Below are 19,028 nucleotides of genomic sequence, written 5' to 3' on the forward strand. Positions count from 1 at the left end.
TCCTCGGACTGTCAGGCCGGCTGATGCGCCGGCTACCGGCGTACGCGCGCGCAGCGGCCGGTCTCATGCTGGGGACACGGCGCGCGCGTGCGGCGGGAGTACGTATGAACGCACGCGAGGCAGTCGCGGCCTGGATCAGAGGTTGACGCCCGTCACGGCCGGCGGCGACGCGCTGCCGCTGCTCAGCGCATGCGCGCTGATGGCGCCAGTACCATCGCCGCTCTCGGTGGCAATCCGCACGTCCTTGCTGTATGGTGAGCAGCCCGCGGCGTTGCAGGCACGCACGCGATACCGGTACTCGGTCTCGGACTGCACGCTGCCGTCGCTGTATGTGAGCGTGTTGCCGTCGGTACTTCCGATCTCCCCCCAACCGGTACCGTTGCGTCGCTCCACGCGGTAATCCGTCACCTCGCCCCTGGATGCTTCCCACTGCAGATCGATCCTCGTCGCAGACACGGCCAGAGCTGAGAGCTGCTGGGGAGCGTTTGGAGGACTGGTCGAGCCGGCCACTTCCTCGCTTGCCGTGCAGCCGGAGACGTTGCAGGCGAGCACGCGATAGTAGAAGGTCGAACCAGTCGCCAGGCCCGAGTCGACGTAGCTGGAGCTGTCGGCGTCGACGGTGGCGATCACAGCATACGGGCCGTCCCTGCGGTCTCCTCGCTCGATACGATACTCGGCCACCACGCCGGCAGCCGCGTCCCAGGCGATCCGGATCTCGGTCGGGGATACCACGCTGGTCGTCACGTTGGCAGGGGCGCCCGGTGGTAGCGGGTGCGTCGTTGCACTGATCTCGCCCGCTCCGGTGCACGCGCTCGCATTGCACGCTTCGATGAGATAGTAGTAAGTGGTCGTCGGTTCGAGCCCGCTGTCCCGGTACGACCGCGCGGATGCGTCGAGGGTGGCGACGTTGGTGTACGGGCCGCCCGTCGTGCTCGCGCGCCCGATCACGTACGAGTCGACGCTCCCGCTCGCGGCACCCCAGCTCAGATCGATTTCGGCGGACGATGCGGGCGCAGCGCTCGCGCCGCTCGGTGCGCCGGGGGGTGCGACGGGTGTCGTGACGCTCGCCTCCGTACTGAACGCCGAGCAGCCGGACACGTTGCACGCAGCGACGCGATAGACGTAGGTCGTCGCACCGGCCAGGCCGCTGTCATCGAACTGCAGCGTGCCGCCCGGGGCCGTGCCGACCTGCGCATACGATCCGTCCGCGCCGGTCTTCCGCTGGATGCGGTACTCATCGACCTGCCCGCTGCCAGCCGTCCAGGAGAGTTGCGCCGTGGTCGGCGAGGTGGCTGTTGCGCTCGGGGAGCCGGGCACGCCCGGCGCGAGCGGGTACGTCTTTGACGACGCCTCATTGCTGTACGGCGAGCACCCGCCGGCATTGCATGCGCGAATCCGATACGTGTACGTGGTGTCCGGCGCGAGACCCGTGCTCTCGAAGCTGCGAGCGTCCTCGCTCAGGATCGCGACCTGTGCGAAGCTGCCTGACGGCTCACGCCTGCGCTCGATGCGATACTCGTCGGCGCCCGCAGAGCCGTTCCACTGCACGCGGATATGGGAGCTGGACACCGTCGTCGCCTGCAGCCCCGTAGGGGCGTCGGGCGCAACCGGATGGGTCGTGGCGGACGCCTCGCCGCTGAAGCCGGAGCAGCCGCCGATGTTGCATGCGCTGATCCGGTACGTGTACGTGGTGGCCGGATCGAGATCGGTGTCCGCGTAGCTGCGGGCGCTGGACGGCAGCGTGCTGATGAGGATGTACGCGCCGCCGCCACTGCGCCGCTCGAGGCGGTAGTCGCCGACCACGCCGCTGGCGGCGCCCCACGACAGCTCGATGCGCGATGGCGATGTCGCCGTGGCCGTCAGGCCGGGCGGCGTGCCGGGCGCAAGCGGCAGCGTCGTCGCCGTCGCTTCATTGCTGAACGATGAGCAGCCGCTGTCGTTGCACGCGCGCACCCTGTACGTGTAGGTCGTGGCCGGCTGCAGTCCGCTGTCGCCATACGTCGTTACCGCGCCGCTCACGGTGCCGACCTGCGCGAACGGCCCTTGCGGTCCCCTGCGCTCGATGCGGTACTCGCTGACACTCCCCCCAGCCGCATCCCAGCTCAACCCGATCGACGACACGGAAGTCGCGGACGCGCTCAGTCCCGATGGCGCAGCCGGGAGAGGAGCACCCGTAGTGGCGTTGACAGAACCGGACGGCGTGGAGCACACAGAGCCGCGGCAGGCTCGCACGCGGTAATGATACGTGGTCTGCGGTGCGCCGGTCGCATCCGTGTACGACGTCGCGTCGGCGCCCGCGGTGTGCAGTGTCGACCAGCTCGTGCCGTCCGTGCTGCGCTCGATGCGGAAGCCGGTCTCATCGCTGCTGTTGTCCCTCCACGTGAGCGAGATGGTTGCGGGCGGCTGCATGCTCGCGTTCAGCGCGCTCGGCGGTGCCGGCGCCGTGGTGGCGCTGGAAACGCCTGTGGGGGCGGAGCAGCCTGCCGCGTTGCATGCGCTGACCCGGTACAGGTACACCGTGCTCGCGGCGAGGCCCGTCGAATCGACGTACGCGACCACACCGGGTGCAGTCGAAGCAATCTCGCTCCAGTTGCCTCCACTCACGCTGCGCTCGATACGGAACGATGCCTCGTTGTCGCTGCGATCGGTCCAGGTGAGGTTGATTCGCCGCTCCGATACCACGGTGGACGTCAGGCTTGCCGGGCTGGCGGGAGCCACGTCCGCGACAGTGAAGCTGACGGGCACGTCGACGGGGGAGTTGGTGGCGGATCCCGCGCTCAGGCGCACACGCGCCGTGTACGTGCCCGGCGCCAGGGCGCCGCGCTTTGCAGTGAGCACCACGCTGGTCGGAGCGGTCGTGCCGGAGAGCGTCGCAGTGAGCCAGCCCGTCGGCTGTCCGCTCGTGTACGACACCGACCGTGACAGTCCCGTGAGCGTTCCGCCGCCCGCGTTCGTGACCTGCACGCTCACCGGTTCGGGGTCGTTCTGCTGCGTCGTCATTGCGAACGCCACGCTCGTCGGATTCACTGCAATCGCGGGCGGCCCCTCCCTGACTTCGAGCGTCACGTCGATCGACTGCGGCGAGTTGGAGGCCGCGGGCGATGACACGCGGATGCTGGCGGAGTACGAGCCGCTCGCAAGGGATCCGAGCACGACACCAACCGTGAGTGAGGCCGGCGCAACGGGGCTGCTCAGGCTGGTTGTCAGCCAGCCGCCGGCCTGCCCGCCCGGATACGTGACCGAGATCGCGAGACCATCTAGGTTCGCGCCTCCACCGTTCCGGATCGCGACCGTGCGCGCGGCCGGATTGCTGCCGCCCCGCACGGCGTCGAACGAGAGCGACGTCGGATCCAGCACGATTGCCGGCAGGGCAGCGCCAACCGTGAACGTCACGCTGACCGTCTGCGGCGAGTTCTGCGCGACAGACGAGGCGATCCGTACACTGGCGTTGTACGTGCCGGCAGGCAGGTTGCCGACGCGGGCAGTCAGCACCAGCGACGTCGGTGCTGTCTGACCGATCGTAGCCGTCAGCCACCCGGTACGCTGACCGCTGGCGTAGGTCACCTGCGCGCTCAGACCCGACAGCGTGCCGCCTCCGGCGTTCGTGATGCCGATGCTGCGCGGAGCGGGATCGGCGCCCGCCGCGGCCGCAGAGAACGTGACGCTCGGCGCCGCCACGCTGATCGCAGGCTGCGGCGAGAGCACGGTGAGCGTTACGCCGACACCGACGGGCGAGTTGCTGGCGCCAGCGGCTGCGACACGCACGGTCGCGTGATAGGAACCGGGCTCGAGTCCGTCGTGATCCGCGCCCAGCACCAGCGACGCCGGCGCCGTCGAGCCGCTCAGCGCGGCGGAAAGCCATCCGGTGGGGCCGCCTGCTGCGTATTCGATCGTCGCCTGCAATCCCGCAAGTGAACCGGCGCCGCTGTTGGTGACCGCGATGGTCCTGTCGCCGGGGGATGCGCCGTGCTCGATCGCAACGAACTCGAGATTGGCCGGGTTCACGCCGATTGCGGGGCCCGGCGTGACATCCACCTCCGTCGTAGCCGAGACGCCCTCGCTGGCCGCGCGGATGGACGCGGTGCCGACCGCGACGCCGGTGACACTGCCGCCCTGGTCGACGCCGGCGATCTCCGGTGTGAGGCTCGTCCACTCGATGGTCCGCCCGCCCAGCGGATCGCCGTCGTCGCTCAGCACACGCGCGGTGAGCTGCAGCGACTCGTTCACCTGCACGCTCGGATCCGCGGGCAGGATCTCGATGCGTCCCACGTCGACCGTGGTGATCTCGACGTCACGACAGGTACTGGTCGCGACGAGTGCTGCGGCAACGAGCACAGCCGCGCGCGAGCGCGCCGGCGTTCGGGTCATACGGGTTTCCTAGAAGCGAAGGCGAAGCAGTGCGACGTGTGCGCCGGTGCGATCCCAGCCGACAGCGGGCGCCAGCAGCGACGCACCTTCGCTGCGCGCGCCGAACTGCAGCAGTGCGGCAGCGGCGTCGTTGCTGCGACGGGCGCCGCGCCAGGCGTCGATGGCGCCGATGACGCCGATCGCCGCGGCGGCGCCGATGCCGGGCAGCAGGAACGGGCGTTCGGAGTCGGTGTGGCGCACCTGGTCCGGCGGGCACGTACCGTCGACAGGCGTGGTCAGGCACTCGACCCGCGCCCGCTCGATCATCAGGCCGGCCGCCAGGGCGCCGCCGGCGGCGGCCAGGAACAGCGCGCCCGTGGTCGGGCGACCCGTCGTGAAATGGCCGAGCCCCGGCACGATCAGGCCCGCGGCCAGCGCGCCGCCCGGGTTGTAGGGACGTGCGGAGCGCAGCCGCGCGAGCGCGTCGACCACCTGGTCGAAGTCCGATGCGCCCGGACTCATCTCGATGTACTCACGCAGCTGCGCCATTGCCTCGCCCGTGCGCTCCATGACGAGCAGCGTGACGGCGTGGTTGAAGACCGCGGCATCCCACCCGGGCGCGAGCGCACGCGCCTGTGCAAACGCCGATTCGGCCTCGGCGAACCGGTGCTGGTCGAACGTGGCGATGCCGGTGCGGAACGCATCAGCCGCGGCTGCAGGCACGGCCCCGGCGGGCGATTGCGTGAGTCCGGCCAGTCGCTGCCGCGCATCGGCCGTGTCCTGGGCGCCGGGCAGCGCGAGGTAGCGGCAGTACTCGCGGATCGCAGGCTCCCGCTGGTCGAGCGACTCGAGCATGCGGGCGAGACGATAGGACACGTCCGGCGAGGCGGGATCGAGGCCAGCTGCCGCGGTGAGTCGGTCCAGCGCGTCGGCCGTCTCGCCGAGCAGTGTCGCTTCGGTCGCGGTCGCGACCAGCCGTTCCGCCTGCTGGCGCGCTTCCGGTGCAGCGGGCTCCGGCGCGCTCGCCGGAACCGGACAACCGGCCCAGGCGAGGACCGGTTCTTCACGCTTCAGGTGGAGCTGCTGTGCGCCTGCGGCGAGCGGACTGGCGATCAGTGGGAGCGCGGCGCAGAGAAGGAGGATGCCTCGCATGGGTCAGCGCGTGCGCACGCGCACGGGGCGCGGCTGGTTGGTACGGGTCCCATCGCCGAGCTGCCCTTCGAGGTTGAACCCCCAGCAGAGCCGCTCACCTGCCGTCGTGACACCGCACGTATGCGCACCGCTGGCGTGGATCGTCGCGAACCGGTGCATGTCCGCGACCGGCGCCGGCTGCGATCGGTCCGTCGTCGTGCCGTCACCGACCTGGCCGTATGCATTGCGACCCCAGCAATGCGCCTCACCCGCGGCCGTGATCGCGCACGTGTGGACGCCGCCCGCCGTGACCACGCTGTAGCGCTCTGCGCTTTCGACCGGCGTCGGAGTGCTCGTGTCCGCGCCACCGGTGCCGAGCTGGCCGTACGTGTTCTGACCCCAGCAGACGACCGTTCCGTCCGTCCGCAGTCCACAGGTGTGTGCACCTCCTGCCGTGATCGCGCGGAACCGGTCACCACCCCGCACCACGGCCGGTGCCAGGCGTGACTCCGTGCCCCCGATGCCGAGCTCGCCCGATGAGTTGCGCCCCCAGCACCAGGCGGTGCCCTCCGCGGTGAGCGCACACGTATGCTGCCAGCCGAGCGTCATGGAACGGAACCGCCGCTCACCCGCGACCCGCGTGGGCACGGCGCGATCGACGCCGGAAGCGTCGCCGAGCTGGCCGCTGCCGTTGCCGCCCCAGCAGAACAGGCGACCCTCACGGTCCAGGGCGCAGGTGTGCTGCGTGCCGGTCGCGATCGCGCTGAAGCGCACATCCGTCCGGACCGGCTGCGGCTGCGCCGACTGGCCGCCGCCCGTGCCGAGCTGGCCGTGCGAGTTCGCACCCCAGCAGTACGCCCGCCCGGAGACGGTGATCGCACACGTGTGCGAGACACCCGGGGACACCATTGCGAACGGCTCCCGCAGCTCGACGGCGGCAGGCTCTCCGCGGCGCGCACTCGAGCCGTCGCCGAGCTGTCCGCGGTCGTTGCCACCCCAGCAGGCGAGGTTGCCGCGCGCGTCCAGCTCGCACGTGTGCGTACCGCCCGCGGCCAGCGCAGTGCGCACCGACAGCGGGGGCGGGCCAACCGTAGCCGTGAACACGACCGGATCGAGATCGGCGTCGCGCACGCTGGCCACCAGTCGCTGCCTGGATTCACCGCCGAGCACCCACATGGTCGTGGCGGTGCCGTCGTCGTCGGTTGCCACGACGTCCGGAGCGACACGACCGCCGCTCTCTGCAGCAAAGGCGACGAGCGCACCGGCAAGCGGCGAACCCTGGTCGTCGCGGACAGAAACAGCGACCTGCACGGCAGCGCCGGCCTGTCCACTCAGCGCTGTGCCGCCACGCGGTGCTACCGCGGCTGCGACGGCTGCAGCAGGAACCGACGCACTGTCGGGAGGCATCGTGGCCGCGGTCGCCAGCAGCGAGTCGAGCCCGGTCGCCAGCGCCTCGGTCCCGGGGGCGATCGGCGCGTCCGCCGGGTTCGTGACGGGCAGGGGCGCGGATTCCCCGGGCGCCGGAAGAGCCGCCGCGGTGGCTGCCGCCTCCGTGGCGGGCCCATCCGCCGGCTCCGGCCGTACGGCCATCGCCACGCCGCCCGCCGCGGCGCCGAGCAGCAGCACCGCCGTGGCTACCGCCGCTGTCCGCGTGCGGCGCGGCTTCGGCGTGACTGCTACCTGTGGGACGGGTCCGCCTGCTGACGTGATCTGAACGGAGAACGTGGCCAGCGACTGCGCCGAATCCCGCGCGGCGGGCGCCGTGGTGGAGTGCGGAGCCAGTGCGAGCACCTCGCCCGGTCGGAACACGACCGTCGGCGCATCGGGGGACACCGGGCCCGCGGATGCTGGCGGCACCGCGAAGGCAGGAGGTTCGCCCGGCGCCGCGGCGGGCGCAGCCTCGACGGCGGGCTCTGCCAGCCAGCCGGCAAGTGCCTCGCGCATCTCCGCCGCATCTGCCCAGCGCCGGCGCGGATCCTTGGCCAGCGCACCCGCGAGCGCGTTCACCAGCCAGTCGGGCGCGTCGGGCCGCACCGTGCGGATGTCGGGCAGCGGGTCGTGCTTCTGGCGGTAGATCACGCCGAACAACCCTTCGCCGTCCCACGGCGGCCGACCTGTCGCCATCTCGTAGCCGACCAGCGCGAGACTGTACAGGTCGCTGCGGCCGTCCAGCGCGCCGCCGTCGATCTGCTCCGGCGACATGTACGTCGGTGTGCCGATCGCGGAGCCCGGCAGCGTGAGGTTGGACGAGCCATCGACCGTGCGGGCGATGCCGAAGTCCGAGAGCCGGGTCACACCCGTTTCGCTGTCGAGGTAGATGTTCTCCGGCTTGATGTCCCGGTGCACGATCCGGTGGGTGTGCGCGTACGCGAGCGCGGCGGCAAGGTCCTGGAGAATGCGGCGGATGTCGTCGAACGGCAGCGGGCCACGCGAGCGGATCTCCGCCTTCAGCGTGTGCCCCTGGACGTACTGCATCAGCAGCGCGAGGCTGCCGTCACGCAGCCGCCGCGTGCCGTACAGCACCACGATGTTCGGGTGCTGCAGCATGCTGATGACCTGCGCTTCGCGGACGAGGCGTGCGGCCGCTTCCGTGTCTTCGACATACGTGGCGCGGATCAGCTTGATCGCAACCAGGCGATTCAGCTCACGCTCACGCGCCAGGTAGACGACAGCGGTGCCACCACGCCCGAGCTCGCGCAGGAACTCGTACTCGGACTGCAGCTCCGCAATCCGGGGAAGCTCGTCCGGCTGTGTTGGTTCCATCCGGGAGATGCACCGAGCAGGATCGGTGTTGCGCCGCGCTTCTTCGCGGCGCAGCGGCTCGATCAGTGTGCGAACAGCGTGCGGGCGAAGTACGCGATGGCCATCAGCGCTGCCGTCAGCAGCGCCAGGGCGGGGAGCCACATCCGGCGGGTGGCCTGCGGCGGCCGCGGGTGCGATGCCTCGTCCCGACCAGGGACGCTCAGCGGAAAGGTCGCCGCCGGCGACGCGCTCGCGCGCATCGTATCGTAGACGACCACGGCCACGCTGATGTTGTCATCGCTGCCGGCCTCGTATGCAGCGTGCACGACGGCTGCTGCGGCGGACTCGGGACCGGAGGCATCGAGCACCAGCCGGCGCATCGCCTCCGGGTCGAGGACCCGGTGGACACCGTCCGTGCACAGGAGCAGCGTGTGTGGCTCCAGCAGGTCGTACGGCCCGTACCGGTCCACCTCCAGTTCACGTTCAGTGCCGACGCACCGCGTGATCGCGGACCGCCACGGGGACTGCTCGATCTCCATCGAGGTCAGTCGACCGGACGCCATCGCCTCCGCTGCAAATGAGTTGTCCCGGGTAATCTGCTCGATCCCGCCCGCATCGATCCGGTAGGCGCGGCTGTCTCCGACGTTGATCAGGCTGTAGAGACCACCCTGTCGCAGGATCGCGACAAGCGTCGTTCCCATCCCGCGCCATTCAGGGTGCGCCGCAGCCTCGTCGAAGACCGCCCGGTTCGCGGCGGCAGTGGCGGTGGTCAGGTCGTCGCCGGTGAGGAGCGCCGCGTGGAGTGCCTCCAGCGCGCGCTGGCTCGCGACTTCACCGGCGCGGTGGCCGCCCATGCCGTCCGCGATCGCAATGAGCTCGGTTCCGGCAGCCAGCTCGGCGAGCAGGACCGCATCCTGGTTGACGGCTCTGCGGCCGCTGGTCGTGCAGGCTGCGGCGCGCTCGCTCAGCGCAGGCATTCAGGGCATCCGGTAGCGGAACACGACTTCGCCCATCTCGAGGACGTCGCCGTCCTTCAGCTCCGCGGAATCACCGTTGTCGCCGAGCGGTGCGCCATTCACGGCGACGGGGTTCGTGTGCGACAGGTTCGCGATGTGCCAGCTGCCGTCGCGGAAGTTCATCCGGGCGTGGAGCCGACTCACCGTGGCGGCCTCGAGCTGGATGTGTGCGAGCGGTTCGCCGGCCGCGCGACCGAACGTGACCACGGGCTCGTCCCCGGAAAGGCGAACGAACCGGATCTCGCCCCGGTCCGTCCTGCCTTCGACGACCTCCAGCCGCCCTGGCAGGAGCTGCAGTGTGCCCTCGGGAGGCATGTGGTAGCGAACGCGACCGGCCGTCACCGCTGAGACGTCAGCGAGCGGGGCGGCGGCATCCGGCGTGGAAGATCCGCCGGTCGGCCCGGCCGACACCGATGAGGACTCAGCGAGCGAAACGGAGGCATCCTGCGCGGGAAAGCCGGCGGGAGGTTCTGCCTCTTCCGGCACCGAACCGTTCAGCGCCCCGACCGGACCGGTCGGTGGCAGCGCCACCGGCGCGAACTCGATACCGGGCGCCCCGCCGTTGCCGTCCCGCGCCGCTTCCAGGAGAGGCGGGGCCTCGTCGGCCGGCGCGGTCGTGGCGGCATCCGTGAAGCGTTCGGGCGCCGGCGCAGGGTGTGTTGCACCCGTGGAGTGCAGCGAAAAGATGAGAGGCGGCAGCGGCTGCTCCGCCTCGGCGTGTTCACGTTCCGCACGCCGTCGCCGGTACCAGGCGAAGATGGCAACAGCAGCAATGACGAGGAGCGCGATCGCGAAGAACACGCCGGAACTGGAACCAGGAGCGCCCGACTGAATCATGTTGATCAGGAGGTGGCGCGACATGAATCCGCATGCGCTGGAGGGCCGGGGCCGCAACTGCCGCAGCGCGCACCCGTTCCCAAGATAGCGCTGCCCGATGGCGTTGAGGTAGCGTCACCTGCCCGGCGGAACGTGCACAGCCAGTGGCAGTGCGCTGTCTACTGTGACGCCACCGGAAGCGCATGCGTCACACGTGCAATAAGCGTTCGCGAGAATGCCCGCGAAGCTCCCGATCTCAGCGAACCCGCACCCGTGCCGCTCCGGCCCTGATCCGCCCTATCGCCGCCGCGGCGTGGCCGCTGGAGCGGAGCGCGTCCACCAGGCCTTTCGCGGCGCCTTCGCCCACACTGATCAGCAGCCCGCCCGACGTCTGCGCATCACACAGCAGCACGCGCATCGTCTCGTCGACCTCGTCCGCCCAGTCCACGGCGTCCACCGAATCGGTGCGGTTGCGCCCGGTGCCGCCAGGCACGTGTCCCGCCCGGGCCAGCTCGCGCGCCCCGGGCAGCACCGGCACGGCCACAGCATCGATGTCCGCGCCCACCCCGGACGCGCGCAGCATTTCCAGCAGGTGCCCGACCAGGCCGAAACCGGTGACGTCGGTGGCCGCGTGCGCGCCCGCCTCGAGCATCGCGGCGGAAGCCCGGTCGTTGAGCCGCGTCATGGACTCGACCGCCGCTGCGATGACGTCGTCTGCTGCCGCGCCACTCTTGAGCGCCGTCGCGATCACACCCGTGCCGATCGGCTTGGTCAGCACCAGCACGTCACCGGGCTGCGCCCCCGAGTTCCGCACGATCCGGTCGGGGTGCACTTCGCCAATGGCGCACAGGCCGTACTTCGGCTCCGGGTCGTCGATCGAATGGCCGCCGATGACCGGGATACCTGCCGTGCGCGCGACGTCCGAGCCGCCGCGCAGGATCTCGCCGAGCAGGTTTCCCTCGGCGAGCAGTGCGCGCGGAAACGCCACCAGGTTGAGGGCAAACAGCGGCCGCGCGCCCATCGCGTAGATGTCCGACAGCGCGTTCGCCGCCGCGATGCGGCCGAAATCGTACGCGTCGTCCACGATGGGCGTGAAGAAATCCGCCGTCGCGACCAGCGCGCGATCAGGCGCGAGCTGGTACACGGCCGCGTCGTCCGCCGTGCTCGCATCCACGAGCACGGCGCTGTTCTCGAGCACGTTCACATGGCGCAGCACCTGCGCCAGCTCGGATGCACCGAGCTTGCAGGCTCAGCCCGCGCCGTGCGACAGGCTGCTCAGGCGGATGCGCGGCTTCTGGTCCCGTGGCGTTTCGTGGTTCGACATGGGGGAATGGTAGGCCGCACGCGCTGCAGCGTACAGGGTGAGCCGGGACGGTCAGGACCCCGGCCTTGGCCCGGAGGGCGCGTTGCTTCACCATAGAGGCGTTCGGCTCCGAGCGCTGGCAGTGGCTGACGCACACCACGGAGGCAGGGATGGACCACGACACGACGCCGGTACCCGCACCCGTGCCTCCGCCCGATGACGCCGGCTCGCCGGCGTTGCGGGGTCCGGGAACGGACGCTCCAGCCACACCGTCAGACGCTGCGCCGGTGGTGTCCGCAGAGCCGCCGCTCCGCTCCAGGACGATCACTCACACCGCGACGTACGATTACGACCGAATCGGCTCCATGATGGAGCGTCCGATCGCAGTGCTGCCGCCGGAAACGTCGGTTGCGGAGGCAATCGAGGAGATCCGCGTCCTCGCACGCACGCACTTCATCACGTACGTGTACGTGACCGACGACGACAACCAGCTCGAGGGTGTCGTTGCGATGCGCGAGCTGCTGCTGGCCGGGCCACAGCAGCAACTGGGCGAGATCATGCTGCGGAATCCGTACGCCCTGCGCGCTGACATGACACTGCTCGACGCGATGCGGGAGGCGGTGGGGCGTCATTACCCGGTGTATCCGGTGTGCGACCGTCTCGGCCGGCTCGTCGGACTGGTACGCGGGCAGGCGATGTTCGAGCGGGAAGCCATCGAGATCAGCGCGCAGCCCGGACAGATGGTCGGTGTCGAGAAGGAGGAAACGATGGCGACGCCATGGTCGCGCTGTTTCCGGCTGCGCTACCCGTGGCTGCAGTTCAACCTCGTCACGGGCCTCGTCGCCGCGGCGGTCGTCGCGCTCTTCCAGTCCACGATCGACCAGCTCGTGCTCCTCGCCGCGTTCCTGCCGGTGCTGGCGGGGCAGGCGGGCAACACGGGTGCGCAGGCGATGGCGGTCACACTGCGCGGCATCACGATCGGCGAGATCCGGCGCGCGTCACAGCGAGTGCGCAAGGAAGCACTCCTCGGCATCCTCAACGGCATCCCCGTCGGCGTCAGCGCAGCGCTGGTGATGTATCTCTATGCGACGATGCAGGGCGAGCCGGTGTCGCTGATGCTCGGCCTCGTCGTGTTCATCGCGATGATGCTGAGCTGCGTGCTCAGCGGAATGATCGGCGCCGGTGTGCCGCTGCTGCTGCGACGGCTGGGGGCGGATCCCGCCACGGCATCGAGCATCCTGCTTTCTACCGCGACAGACGTGCTCAGCATGGGGCTGCTGCTGTGGCTTACCGCGTGGCTCGTGCTGTAACGGCGACGGCGCGCATGCGACGTCGGGCGATGCGCGCCGTCGCGGCGCTCAGCTGGACGGGCCTGCGCCGGTAACCGGCGTCCACGAGGGCGGGTCGCTCGCGGGGAATGACTCGTCGCTGGTCTCGTCCACATCGCTGTTGGGGTAGTAGGACGCGTCGCGCACCACCGAACCCGAGCCTGCGCCCGACTGCGCCGCGCGCGACGCGGACGCGGTGCGACTGCGCGCTGCTGACCCCGCTCTGCTGCTCGACACGCCGGTGCGGCCGCGAGCGTGCGGACTGACCGTCGTGGCGCCGACGCCGAGCTCGTCGGCCTCGAGCATGTCCTCGTGACCTTCGTGCATCATGCCGCCGCCGCGCTGCAGCCCACGTCCGAGCAGCGTCGCACCGATGCCGGTGACGAGCATTGCCGGGATGGACCAGCGTCGCAGGCCGAGCCACACGAGCAGTGAGCCACCCGCGAGATACACCCAGCGCGAAGATTCCTCGAATTCCTCGTAGTCCCAGGATCCGGAACTGTTCATGATGCCTCCCCGGTTGCGATTCGCCTCTCCGTGAGAGGCAATTCGCGCGCCGCTTCGTCCGGCCGCAACGGGATGTCGACGGTGAACGTCGTGCCCTGTCCGGGCCGGCTCCGCAGCGTGATGTGGCCGCGATGACGCTCCACGATGCGCCGTACCTGGTCGAGGCCGAGGCCGGTGCCGCCGCGCTTGCCGTGCGTGAACTGTCGTTCGAAGATGTGCCCCTGCAGCTCGGGCGGGATGCCGCAGCCCGTGTCGGCCACGACGAAACGCGCCGCGCCATCCCGGATGTGCGCCTCGAACGCAATGCGACCTCCCTCCGGCGGCAGCGCCTCCGACGCGTTGCGCAGGAGATTGATCAGTGCATTCGCCAGCTCGGTGCGCTGACAGTGGAGCGTGCCGACGGTGTCGGCAGTGCAGGTGAAGTCGATACCCGGTCGGGCAAGGAACCCCGCCGTCTGGGTCGTCACGTCGGCGACCAGGTCCGTCAGCTCGACGGCAGACACGGTCTGCGCACGCTCGCCGCGCAGCACGGAGAGAAGCTCGTCGGCACCCTCCAGCCCCCGGTTGGATGTGCGCAGGACCATGTCCACCAGGCGACGCAGCTGCGAGACCTCCAGCGGCTCACGTTGCAGCACCTCCAGCATCAGCTCCGCTGCACCCCGGATGGTCGCGAGCGGACTGCGCATGTCGTGCGCAATGACGCTCAACCCGATGCCGATCTCCCGGAACGCATCGCTGCCCTCCATCTGCTGGACGAGGTGCGCGTTCATCCTGCCCAGCCGCTCGACGGCAGCGCGCTCCATCGTGGTCGCCATCTCCAGCGGCGCCGCTGCCTGCAGCCGCGTGAACGCGTCGCCACGCAGGACTGCCGCTCTCACGTCCGTCGCCGCCGTCGCCCGCGCGGTGCGCGGGCTCGAGTGGTACAGCGCGATCTCGCCGAAGAAGCTGCCCGGCCCCACGAAGCCCAGCGTCTCGTGGCCATGCGCACCGGCCTTGGAGATGCGCACCGAACCGCTTTCGACCAGGTAACAGCGGTCCTCGCGTGCGCCCTCTTCGAAGATCAGGCTGCCCGCGCTCCATTCCACGACGGGCAGATCGATCGCCGCCGCCGTCACCTTCTCGGCAGGGATCAACCGGAAGAACTGGTTCTGCCTGTACGGTACCTGGTCGGACATGCGGGACCCTCCGGAGAGGCGGATTCCCGCAAGGTGCCGCACGAGTCGGGCCCGCCGATGCGGACGCGCACGCGGCATGTCGCACCGTCACGAATGCAGGGTCGCGTCCCGCCGGCTGGCCACGCTTCGTCCGCCCGGCGGCATCACGCGTGGCGGTTGGCGCAAGGCATACCCACGACGACTACGCCTGCTGCGGCTCCTCGGCCTGGATCACCGCCGCGATCTCTCGAATGTCCACCTCGGGCGCATCCACGATCTCCAGGTACTGCCTCGTCAGCTCCTCCGCCTCGTCCAGCGTCGACAGCTCCACGATCACGTAGCCGCCGATCAGCTCCTTGGACTCGGTGAACGGCCCATCCATCGCGCTCAGGCCGCCCTTGACCCGGCGCAGCCGGCGCCCACGTGCGCTGGAACGCATCGCCACGGTCACCAGGTGCACCCCCGTTCGCGTGGAGTCCTCGATCAGCGCATCGAGATCGCGCTGCTGCTCCGGCGACAGCGGCCGCTCCGCTTCGGTCGCCGATGTCGCCTTGCGAAGCGCCATGTAGCGACGCGTACGCTGTCCCGCCGGCTTCTCCATCACACCGAGATCCCACGGCTCCGTAACCGGCCGGATGTCGAACTCCGCTTCACCGACCACTTCTGCATAGCGCGCTGCCCAGTCGACTGCGTCGTCGATCGACTCGACGCTCAGAATGCTGAAGCCCGCAGGCAGCTCGTTGCGGCCCTGGAACGGGCCCGGCGTCACCGTCCGCGTGCCGGCCGCGTAGCTCAGTCGCACGCCCTCGCTGCTCGGCCGCAGACCCTCGCCGCCACGAAGCACGCCACGGCGCGCAAGCTCGCCAACCATGCTGCCGACCTGCATTACGACCTCTTCCGAAGGCAGTGCGCCCGTTTCCCAGTGCGCATCCGTCTTGTGCATGATGATGTATGTCATGTCAGCTCCATGAATTCGTGATGGACCGCCCGAACAGGTGCGCTCGCGCGTGGATCAGTGACGCGCGCGCCACGGCAGCAACGCCCGCAGCCGCGCATCGCGCAGCAGCAGTCCGCCCCAGATGAACGCACCAAGGTAGACCGGAAACAGAACGTGCGAGAAGAGCGGATCGAGAATCCGCACATGCGTCGCGACCGCGCCGCCCAGGTATCCCGTGAGCAGGATCGCGCCGAGCACAGCCGTCCGCGGCGCTGCATACAGCAGTGTGCCGACCAGCAGCGTTACACCGAGCGGCAGCATCGTGGCCGGTGGATAGCCGAGCAGCTCGGCACCTTCGACGACGGGCTGCAGCATCAGCACCTTGGCGAGCGCGTCCACGGCGAGAAACGCGATCGCAAGGCCGCTCAGTACGCGGCCGGTGATGCGCGCGCCGCGGCCGGTCTCGACGGCCACGGCGAACGGCGCAGGGGCGGGCACGGGGCGCTCCAGTGTGCTTTGCATGGCGGGGCTCCTTCGGTTCGGTCCGTGTTGGCGCCGCCGGATTGCGACGCTCGATGGGGCGACGAACGGAGCCGCACGCGGATCGACATGACGGATTAAGGTACGCTTGGAGCCGTTTTCAGGGCGTCGCCGCGGCGTGGCCGATCAGGCGGCGGGCCGGGAACGGCAGCACCCGGATCGTGTAGACTGCGCGTCGCTTTTCTCTGACCGGCCGTCGCTCATGAGTGCGTCACTGACATTTCACCATTTCTGCGAGTGAAGCGCGAGGCGTCTCCCGGTCGTCTGTGCCCGGGGCGCAGGGCGCCCCGGCACGTATGCCGCTGGTCGGCGGTGCTGCGGGTCACCCTGCTGGTGCTGCTCACGTATGCCTGCGTCCGGGTCGGAGAGCCGCTGGCGGGCCGGCTCGACAGCGGTGGTGGCAATGATGCGCAGCCTGATCCTGTGTTACGTCAGCGCGTCGCACCGGCCGTCGTCAGCAGCCTGGACGTGGTGACTCCCGTCGTCGACGAGATCACGGCGCGGCTGCACGCGCTCGAGGTGCTGCACGGTGAGGCGACGTACTACGCGGACCGGTTCGAGGGGCGACGCACCGCCAGCGGGGTTAGCTTCCGACAGAGTGAGCCGTTTGCGGCACACCGGACGCTGCCGTTCGGTACGGTGGTGCGCGTCATCAATGAGCGGAACGGTCGATCGGTCGTCGTGCGCGTGGTGGATCGTGGTCCGTGGGGCTCGATCGCGAAGCGTCGCAACACGATCATCGATCTTTCGCGCAGTGCGGCCGAGCAGCTCGGCTACATCCGGGCGGGCCGGACACCGGTACGCGTGGAGGTGCTGCTGATGGGATCGGGCTGATGTCTGCGTCCGTGCGGGGCTCGCGGGTCGGCTGACATCCGGATTCGGCGCGCGGCTCGCATCCGGCTGACGCCGCCACGGTCCCTGCGGTCCTGACGGATTTCATGCGACGTCCTTCTCCTCGTCCTCCTCGCCGTTGCATTTTCCTTCCCGGCCGCGGGAACTCCGTCGCCTGCGCGGCGTACGCCGACGCAACAGAAGCGACGCTGCCTCTGTCACAAGGAGCCCATCATGGCTGGTTGGCCGACTCACCGTGAGCGCCGCTCACGCGCGCACCACCGGCTGGTAGCGCCCGCAGCTCTCTCCCTGCTCGCAATCACGATTCTGTCCGGCTGCTCCAACAAGCAGCGCCTGGGCGAGTATGACTTCCGCCAGCGCACGCTGGCGGTCGCCACGATCGCGCCCCCGCACCCGGACGTGTTCAGCTCGCTGTACCTGGACATCGACACCTCGCAGCCGATCAGGACCGTGCTGAGCGTCGGCAGCGGCATCGCGCGCAACATCGCGGTCGAGGGTGCAAAAGCGCGCGTGGACAGTGCCACTGCGGCGTTCGATCTCGGTGACCGGATGGGCTCGCGTATCCTGGACGGGGCGAGCCGCCACCTCCGCACCACGCCGATCAACGACAACCGCCTTGCCGACTACGAGATCGAGGTGCGCATCGAGCGATACGGGCTGACGGCCTCCTCCTGGACGTCGCAGGCGTACTTCACGATCGACGCGGACCTGTGGCTGCTGGACGGCGCAACCGGACGTCGCATCTGGAAGAGCGGAGTGCACGCGACCGACAGGGTGAGTCCCGTCGTGTTCGGTCCCGATGGCCGCACGGTGGGTGGCGTCGTCACGGCGATCTCGATCGCGAACATGTCCGCGGCAGAGATGCAGAAGGTCTTCGAAGGACTGGCCGATTTTGCGGCCGACTGGCTCGTGGACGAGCTGGCCCACGCCCTGGACGACGCGCGCGGCTGAGTCGCCCGATCCCTCAGGGCCCGGGCCCCGGCCCGGGGCCCTAATCCCTGTACGGATCCCTCACGTCCGGCCCCGCCATCACGACGATGAGCGGATGCAGCGTGTGCAGCACCTCGATGGTCGGGCCCTGGGCCTCCAGCACCTCGTTCAGCCGCCGGTAGACCTGCGGGCTCTCGTCGAGGCCGCCGCCGCGCAGCACGACGCCCTTCTTCCGCAGCCGTGACTCCATCATTTCCGGCGTCACGCGCCCTGCGCTGATCACCTTGCCGGTGCGTCGGTTGCGCTTGCCGGCCGCGGCGGTGCGGCTCATGACGCGACCCGCACCGTGCACGGTGGAAAAGAGTGCGTCGCGCTGGAGCGCGCTCAGCTCCGGAGCTTCGTTCGGCGGCACGGCGCCGCGTACGATCACGGCGTCGTCGGCCATGGAGCCGCCGATGAAGCCCTTCTGCCCCGGGAACGCGGGCGTGGCGCCCTTGCGCACGACAATGACCTCGGTCGGCTGGCCGCCGATGTCGTGCGTTTCGCGCCACGCGAAGTTGTGGTGGTTGTGCACGAGCTCCTGCTCGGTGCCGCCGACCAGGTCCACCACCTTGCGCGCGACCCACTCGCGTCCGACGTAGGCGTAGCGACCCGCCAGCTCCATGAGGTGCCAGTAGTCGTGACCGAGCGGCGCATCGAGCGGCAGCAGCACCTCCGTCTCGGCGCCGCGGTCGCCCCAGCGCCCACCCTGCGACAGCGCCAGGAAGCTGGATGCAACGGTGTGGCCGAACCCGCGGGAGCCGAAGTGCACGCCGACCCAGATCACGCCGTCGTCGTCGTAGAAGACGTCGACGTAGTGGTTGCCGGAGCCGACGGTGCCGAGCTGTTCGCGCGCCTTTGCCATCAGCGCGTCGCGATGGCCGCGTTCGCGCGGGACGAGCGACCACGCGTCACTCTCGAACAGCGGATCGTCGACCGGCGCATCATCCGCCCGGTTCGACCGACCGATCCCGAAGGACACCGTGCTGCGGATCTCGTCGGCGATCCGGCCGAGCTTCCGGTTGCCCCAGGCCCGCGACGGATTCCGCTTCAGCTCCTCCAGTGAAAGCCCGCTGAGCTGCTCGACCGTGCGGTCCGTCCGGATCGCCGCGTTGCCGCATGCGATGTCGAAGCCCACCCCCACGACGGACACCCTGTTGCGGTACGCCGCGACCCCACCGATCGGCATCACATAGCCCACGTGGCCGTCCGCCATCAGCGCGGCGCGCTCGGCACTCTGCTCGACCCGCTTCAGTTGCAGGATCGTGTTCTCGTCGTGCTGACCGAAGATCGTTGCCATTCAATATCCATGAAGCGGGCCGGGGCCCAGGGCCCAGGGCCCGGGTCTGGGGTGCAGAGCGGTAACCGACATGCGCACGAACCCGC

At 69.9% G+C, this 19,028-nt stretch carries 14 protein-coding genes; 3 read left to right on the forward strand and 11 right to left on the reverse strand.

Features of this window, described 5'->3' with window-relative positions; genetic code table 11:
- Positions 1-135: 135 nt before the first annotated feature.
- From VFU06_12810 to selD, 6 genes are all read right to left on the reverse strand, one after another.
- Positions 136-4,368, reverse strand: coding sequence for a fibronectin type III domain-containing protein (locus tag VFU06_12810; GenBank protein HEU5210267.1), 4,233 nt, complete (start codon positions 4,366-4,368; stop codon positions 136-138).
- 9 nt (positions 4,369-4,377) lie between these two features.
- Positions 4,378-5,499 (reverse strand): DUF6677 family protein, encoded by a 1,122-nt coding sequence (locus tag VFU06_12815; GenBank protein ID HEU5210268.1) that lies wholly within the window; start codon positions 5,497-5,499, stop codon positions 4,378-4,380.
- A gap of 3 nt (positions 5,500-5,502) precedes the next feature.
- Positions 5,503-8,241 carry a protein kinase gene (locus VFU06_12820; GenBank protein ID HEU5210269.1) on the reverse strand — a complete coding sequence of 913 codons (2,739 nt, stop codon included), beginning with the start codon at positions 8,239-8,241 and terminating at the stop codon, positions 5,503-5,505.
- A 62-nt stretch (positions 8,242-8,303) separates the two neighbouring features.
- Complete coding sequence (locus tag VFU06_12825; GenBank protein HEU5210270.1) at positions 8,304-9,197, reverse strand: protein phosphatase 2C domain-containing protein; 894 nt, start codon at positions 9,195-9,197, stop codon at positions 8,304-8,306.
- The gene (locus VFU06_12830) at positions 9,198-10,097 is read right to left on the reverse strand and encodes an FHA domain-containing protein (GenBank protein HEU5210271.1); all 900 of its coding nucleotides are present in this window, start codon (positions 10,095-10,097) and stop codon (positions 9,198-9,200) included.
- A 211-nt stretch (positions 10,098-10,308) separates the two neighbouring features.
- On the reverse strand, positions 10,309-11,376 hold the full coding sequence (selD, locus tag VFU06_12835) for a selenide, water dikinase SelD (protein ID HEU5210272.1): 1,068 nt from the start codon (positions 11,374-11,376) through the stop codon (positions 10,309-10,311).
- A gap of 344 nt (positions 11,377-11,720) precedes the next feature.
- On the opposite strand from selD, the gene VFU06_12840 reads away from it, so the two are divergent.
- Complete coding sequence (locus VFU06_12840) at positions 11,721-12,665, forward strand: magnesium transporter (protein ID HEU5210273.1); 945 nt, start codon at positions 11,721-11,723, stop codon at positions 12,663-12,665.
- Positions 12,666-12,713: 48 nt separating this feature from the next.
- Here VFU06_12840 and VFU06_12845 read toward each other — a convergent pair whose 3' ends face one another.
- The 4 genes from VFU06_12845 to VFU06_12860 form a co-directional block, all read right to left on the reverse strand.
- On the reverse strand, positions 12,714-13,190 hold the full coding sequence (locus tag VFU06_12845; protein HEU5210274.1) for a hypothetical protein: 477 nt from the start codon (positions 13,188-13,190) through the stop codon (positions 12,714-12,716).
- The gene (locus VFU06_12850; GenBank protein HEU5210275.1) at positions 13,187-14,365 is read right to left on the reverse strand and encodes an ATP-binding protein; all 1,179 of its coding nucleotides are present in this window, start codon (positions 14,363-14,365) and stop codon (positions 13,187-13,189) included. The genes VFU06_12845 and VFU06_12850 overlap by 4 nt, the downstream gene beginning before the upstream one ends.
- 181 nt (positions 14,366-14,546) lie before the next feature.
- A complete protein-coding gene (locus tag VFU06_12855; protein ID HEU5210276.1) occupies positions 14,547-15,302 on the reverse strand; it encodes a YciI family protein in 756 nt (251 codons plus the stop codon).
- A 54-nt stretch (positions 15,303-15,356) separates the two neighbouring features.
- Complete coding sequence (locus VFU06_12860) at positions 15,357-15,803, reverse strand: DoxX family protein (protein ID HEU5210277.1); 447 nt, start codon at positions 15,801-15,803, stop codon at positions 15,357-15,359.
- Between the two features lie 330 nt (positions 15,804-16,133).
- Here VFU06_12860 and VFU06_12865 point away from each other — a divergent pair, with 330 nt between their 5' ends.
- Positions 16,134-16,655 (forward strand): septal ring lytic transglycosylase RlpA family protein, encoded by a 522-nt coding sequence (locus tag VFU06_12865; GenBank protein HEU5210278.1) that lies wholly within the window; start codon positions 16,134-16,136, stop codon positions 16,653-16,655.
- Positions 16,656-16,886: 231 nt separating this feature from the next.
- Positions 16,887-17,624, forward strand: coding sequence for a hypothetical protein (locus VFU06_12870; GenBank protein HEU5210279.1), 738 nt, complete (start codon positions 16,887-16,889; stop codon positions 17,622-17,624).
- Between the two features lie 40 nt (positions 17,625-17,664).
- Here VFU06_12870 and VFU06_12875 read toward each other — a convergent pair whose 3' ends face one another.
- The gene (locus tag VFU06_12875; GenBank protein HEU5210280.1) at positions 17,665-18,942 is read right to left on the reverse strand and encodes an RtcB family protein; all 1,278 of its coding nucleotides are present in this window, start codon (positions 18,940-18,942) and stop codon (positions 17,665-17,667) included.
- Between the last annotated feature and the right edge of the window lie 86 nt (positions 18,943-19,028).

Source organism: Longimicrobiales bacterium (genome assembly GCA_035764935.1).
Lineage (GTDB): Bacteria > Gemmatimonadota > Gemmatimonadetes > Longimicrobiales > RSA9 > DASTYK01.

Coding starts and splice junctions, on each gene's coding strand:
- VFU06_12810 (HEU5210267.1), bottom strand. CDS start 4,368: ATGACCCGAACGCCGGCGCGCTCGCGCGCGGCTGTGCTCGTTGCCGCA.
- VFU06_12815 (HEU5210268.1), bottom strand. CDS start 5,499: ATGCGAGGCATCCTCCTTCTCTGCGCCGCGCTCCCACTGATCGCCAGT.
- VFU06_12820 (HEU5210269.1), bottom strand. CDS start 8,241: ATGGAACCAACACAGCCGGACGAGCTTCCCCGGATTGCGGAGCTGCAG.
- VFU06_12825 (HEU5210270.1), bottom strand. CDS start 9,197: ATGCCTGCGCTGAGCGAGCGCGCCGCAGCCTGCACGACCAGCGGCCGC.
- VFU06_12830 (HEU5210271.1), bottom strand. CDS start 10,097: ATGTCGCGCCACCTCCTGATCAACATGATTCAGTCGGGCGCTCCTGGT.
- VFU06_12840 (HEU5210273.1), top strand. CDS start 11,721: ATGATGGAGCGTCCGATCGCAGTGCTGCCGCCGGAAACGTCGGTTGCG.
- VFU06_12845 (HEU5210274.1), bottom strand. CDS start 13,190: ATGAACAGTTCCGGATCCTGGGACTACGAGGAATTCGAGGAATCTTCG.
- VFU06_12850 (HEU5210275.1), bottom strand. CDS start 14,365: ATGTCCGACCAGGTACCGTACAGGCAGAACCAGTTCTTCCGGTTGATC.
- VFU06_12855 (HEU5210276.1), bottom strand. CDS start 15,302: ATGACATACATCATCATGCACAAGACGGATGCGCACTGGGAAACGGGC.
- VFU06_12860 (HEU5210277.1), bottom strand. CDS start 15,803: ATGCAAAGCACACTGGAGCGCCCCGTGCCCGCCCCTGCGCCGTTCGCC.
- VFU06_12870 (HEU5210279.1), top strand. CDS start 16,887: ATGGCTGGTTGGCCGACTCACCGTGAGCGCCGCTCACGCGCGCACCAC.
- VFU06_12875 (HEU5210280.1), bottom strand. CDS start 18,942: ATGGCAACGATCTTCGGTCAGCACGACGAGAACACGATCCTGCAACTG.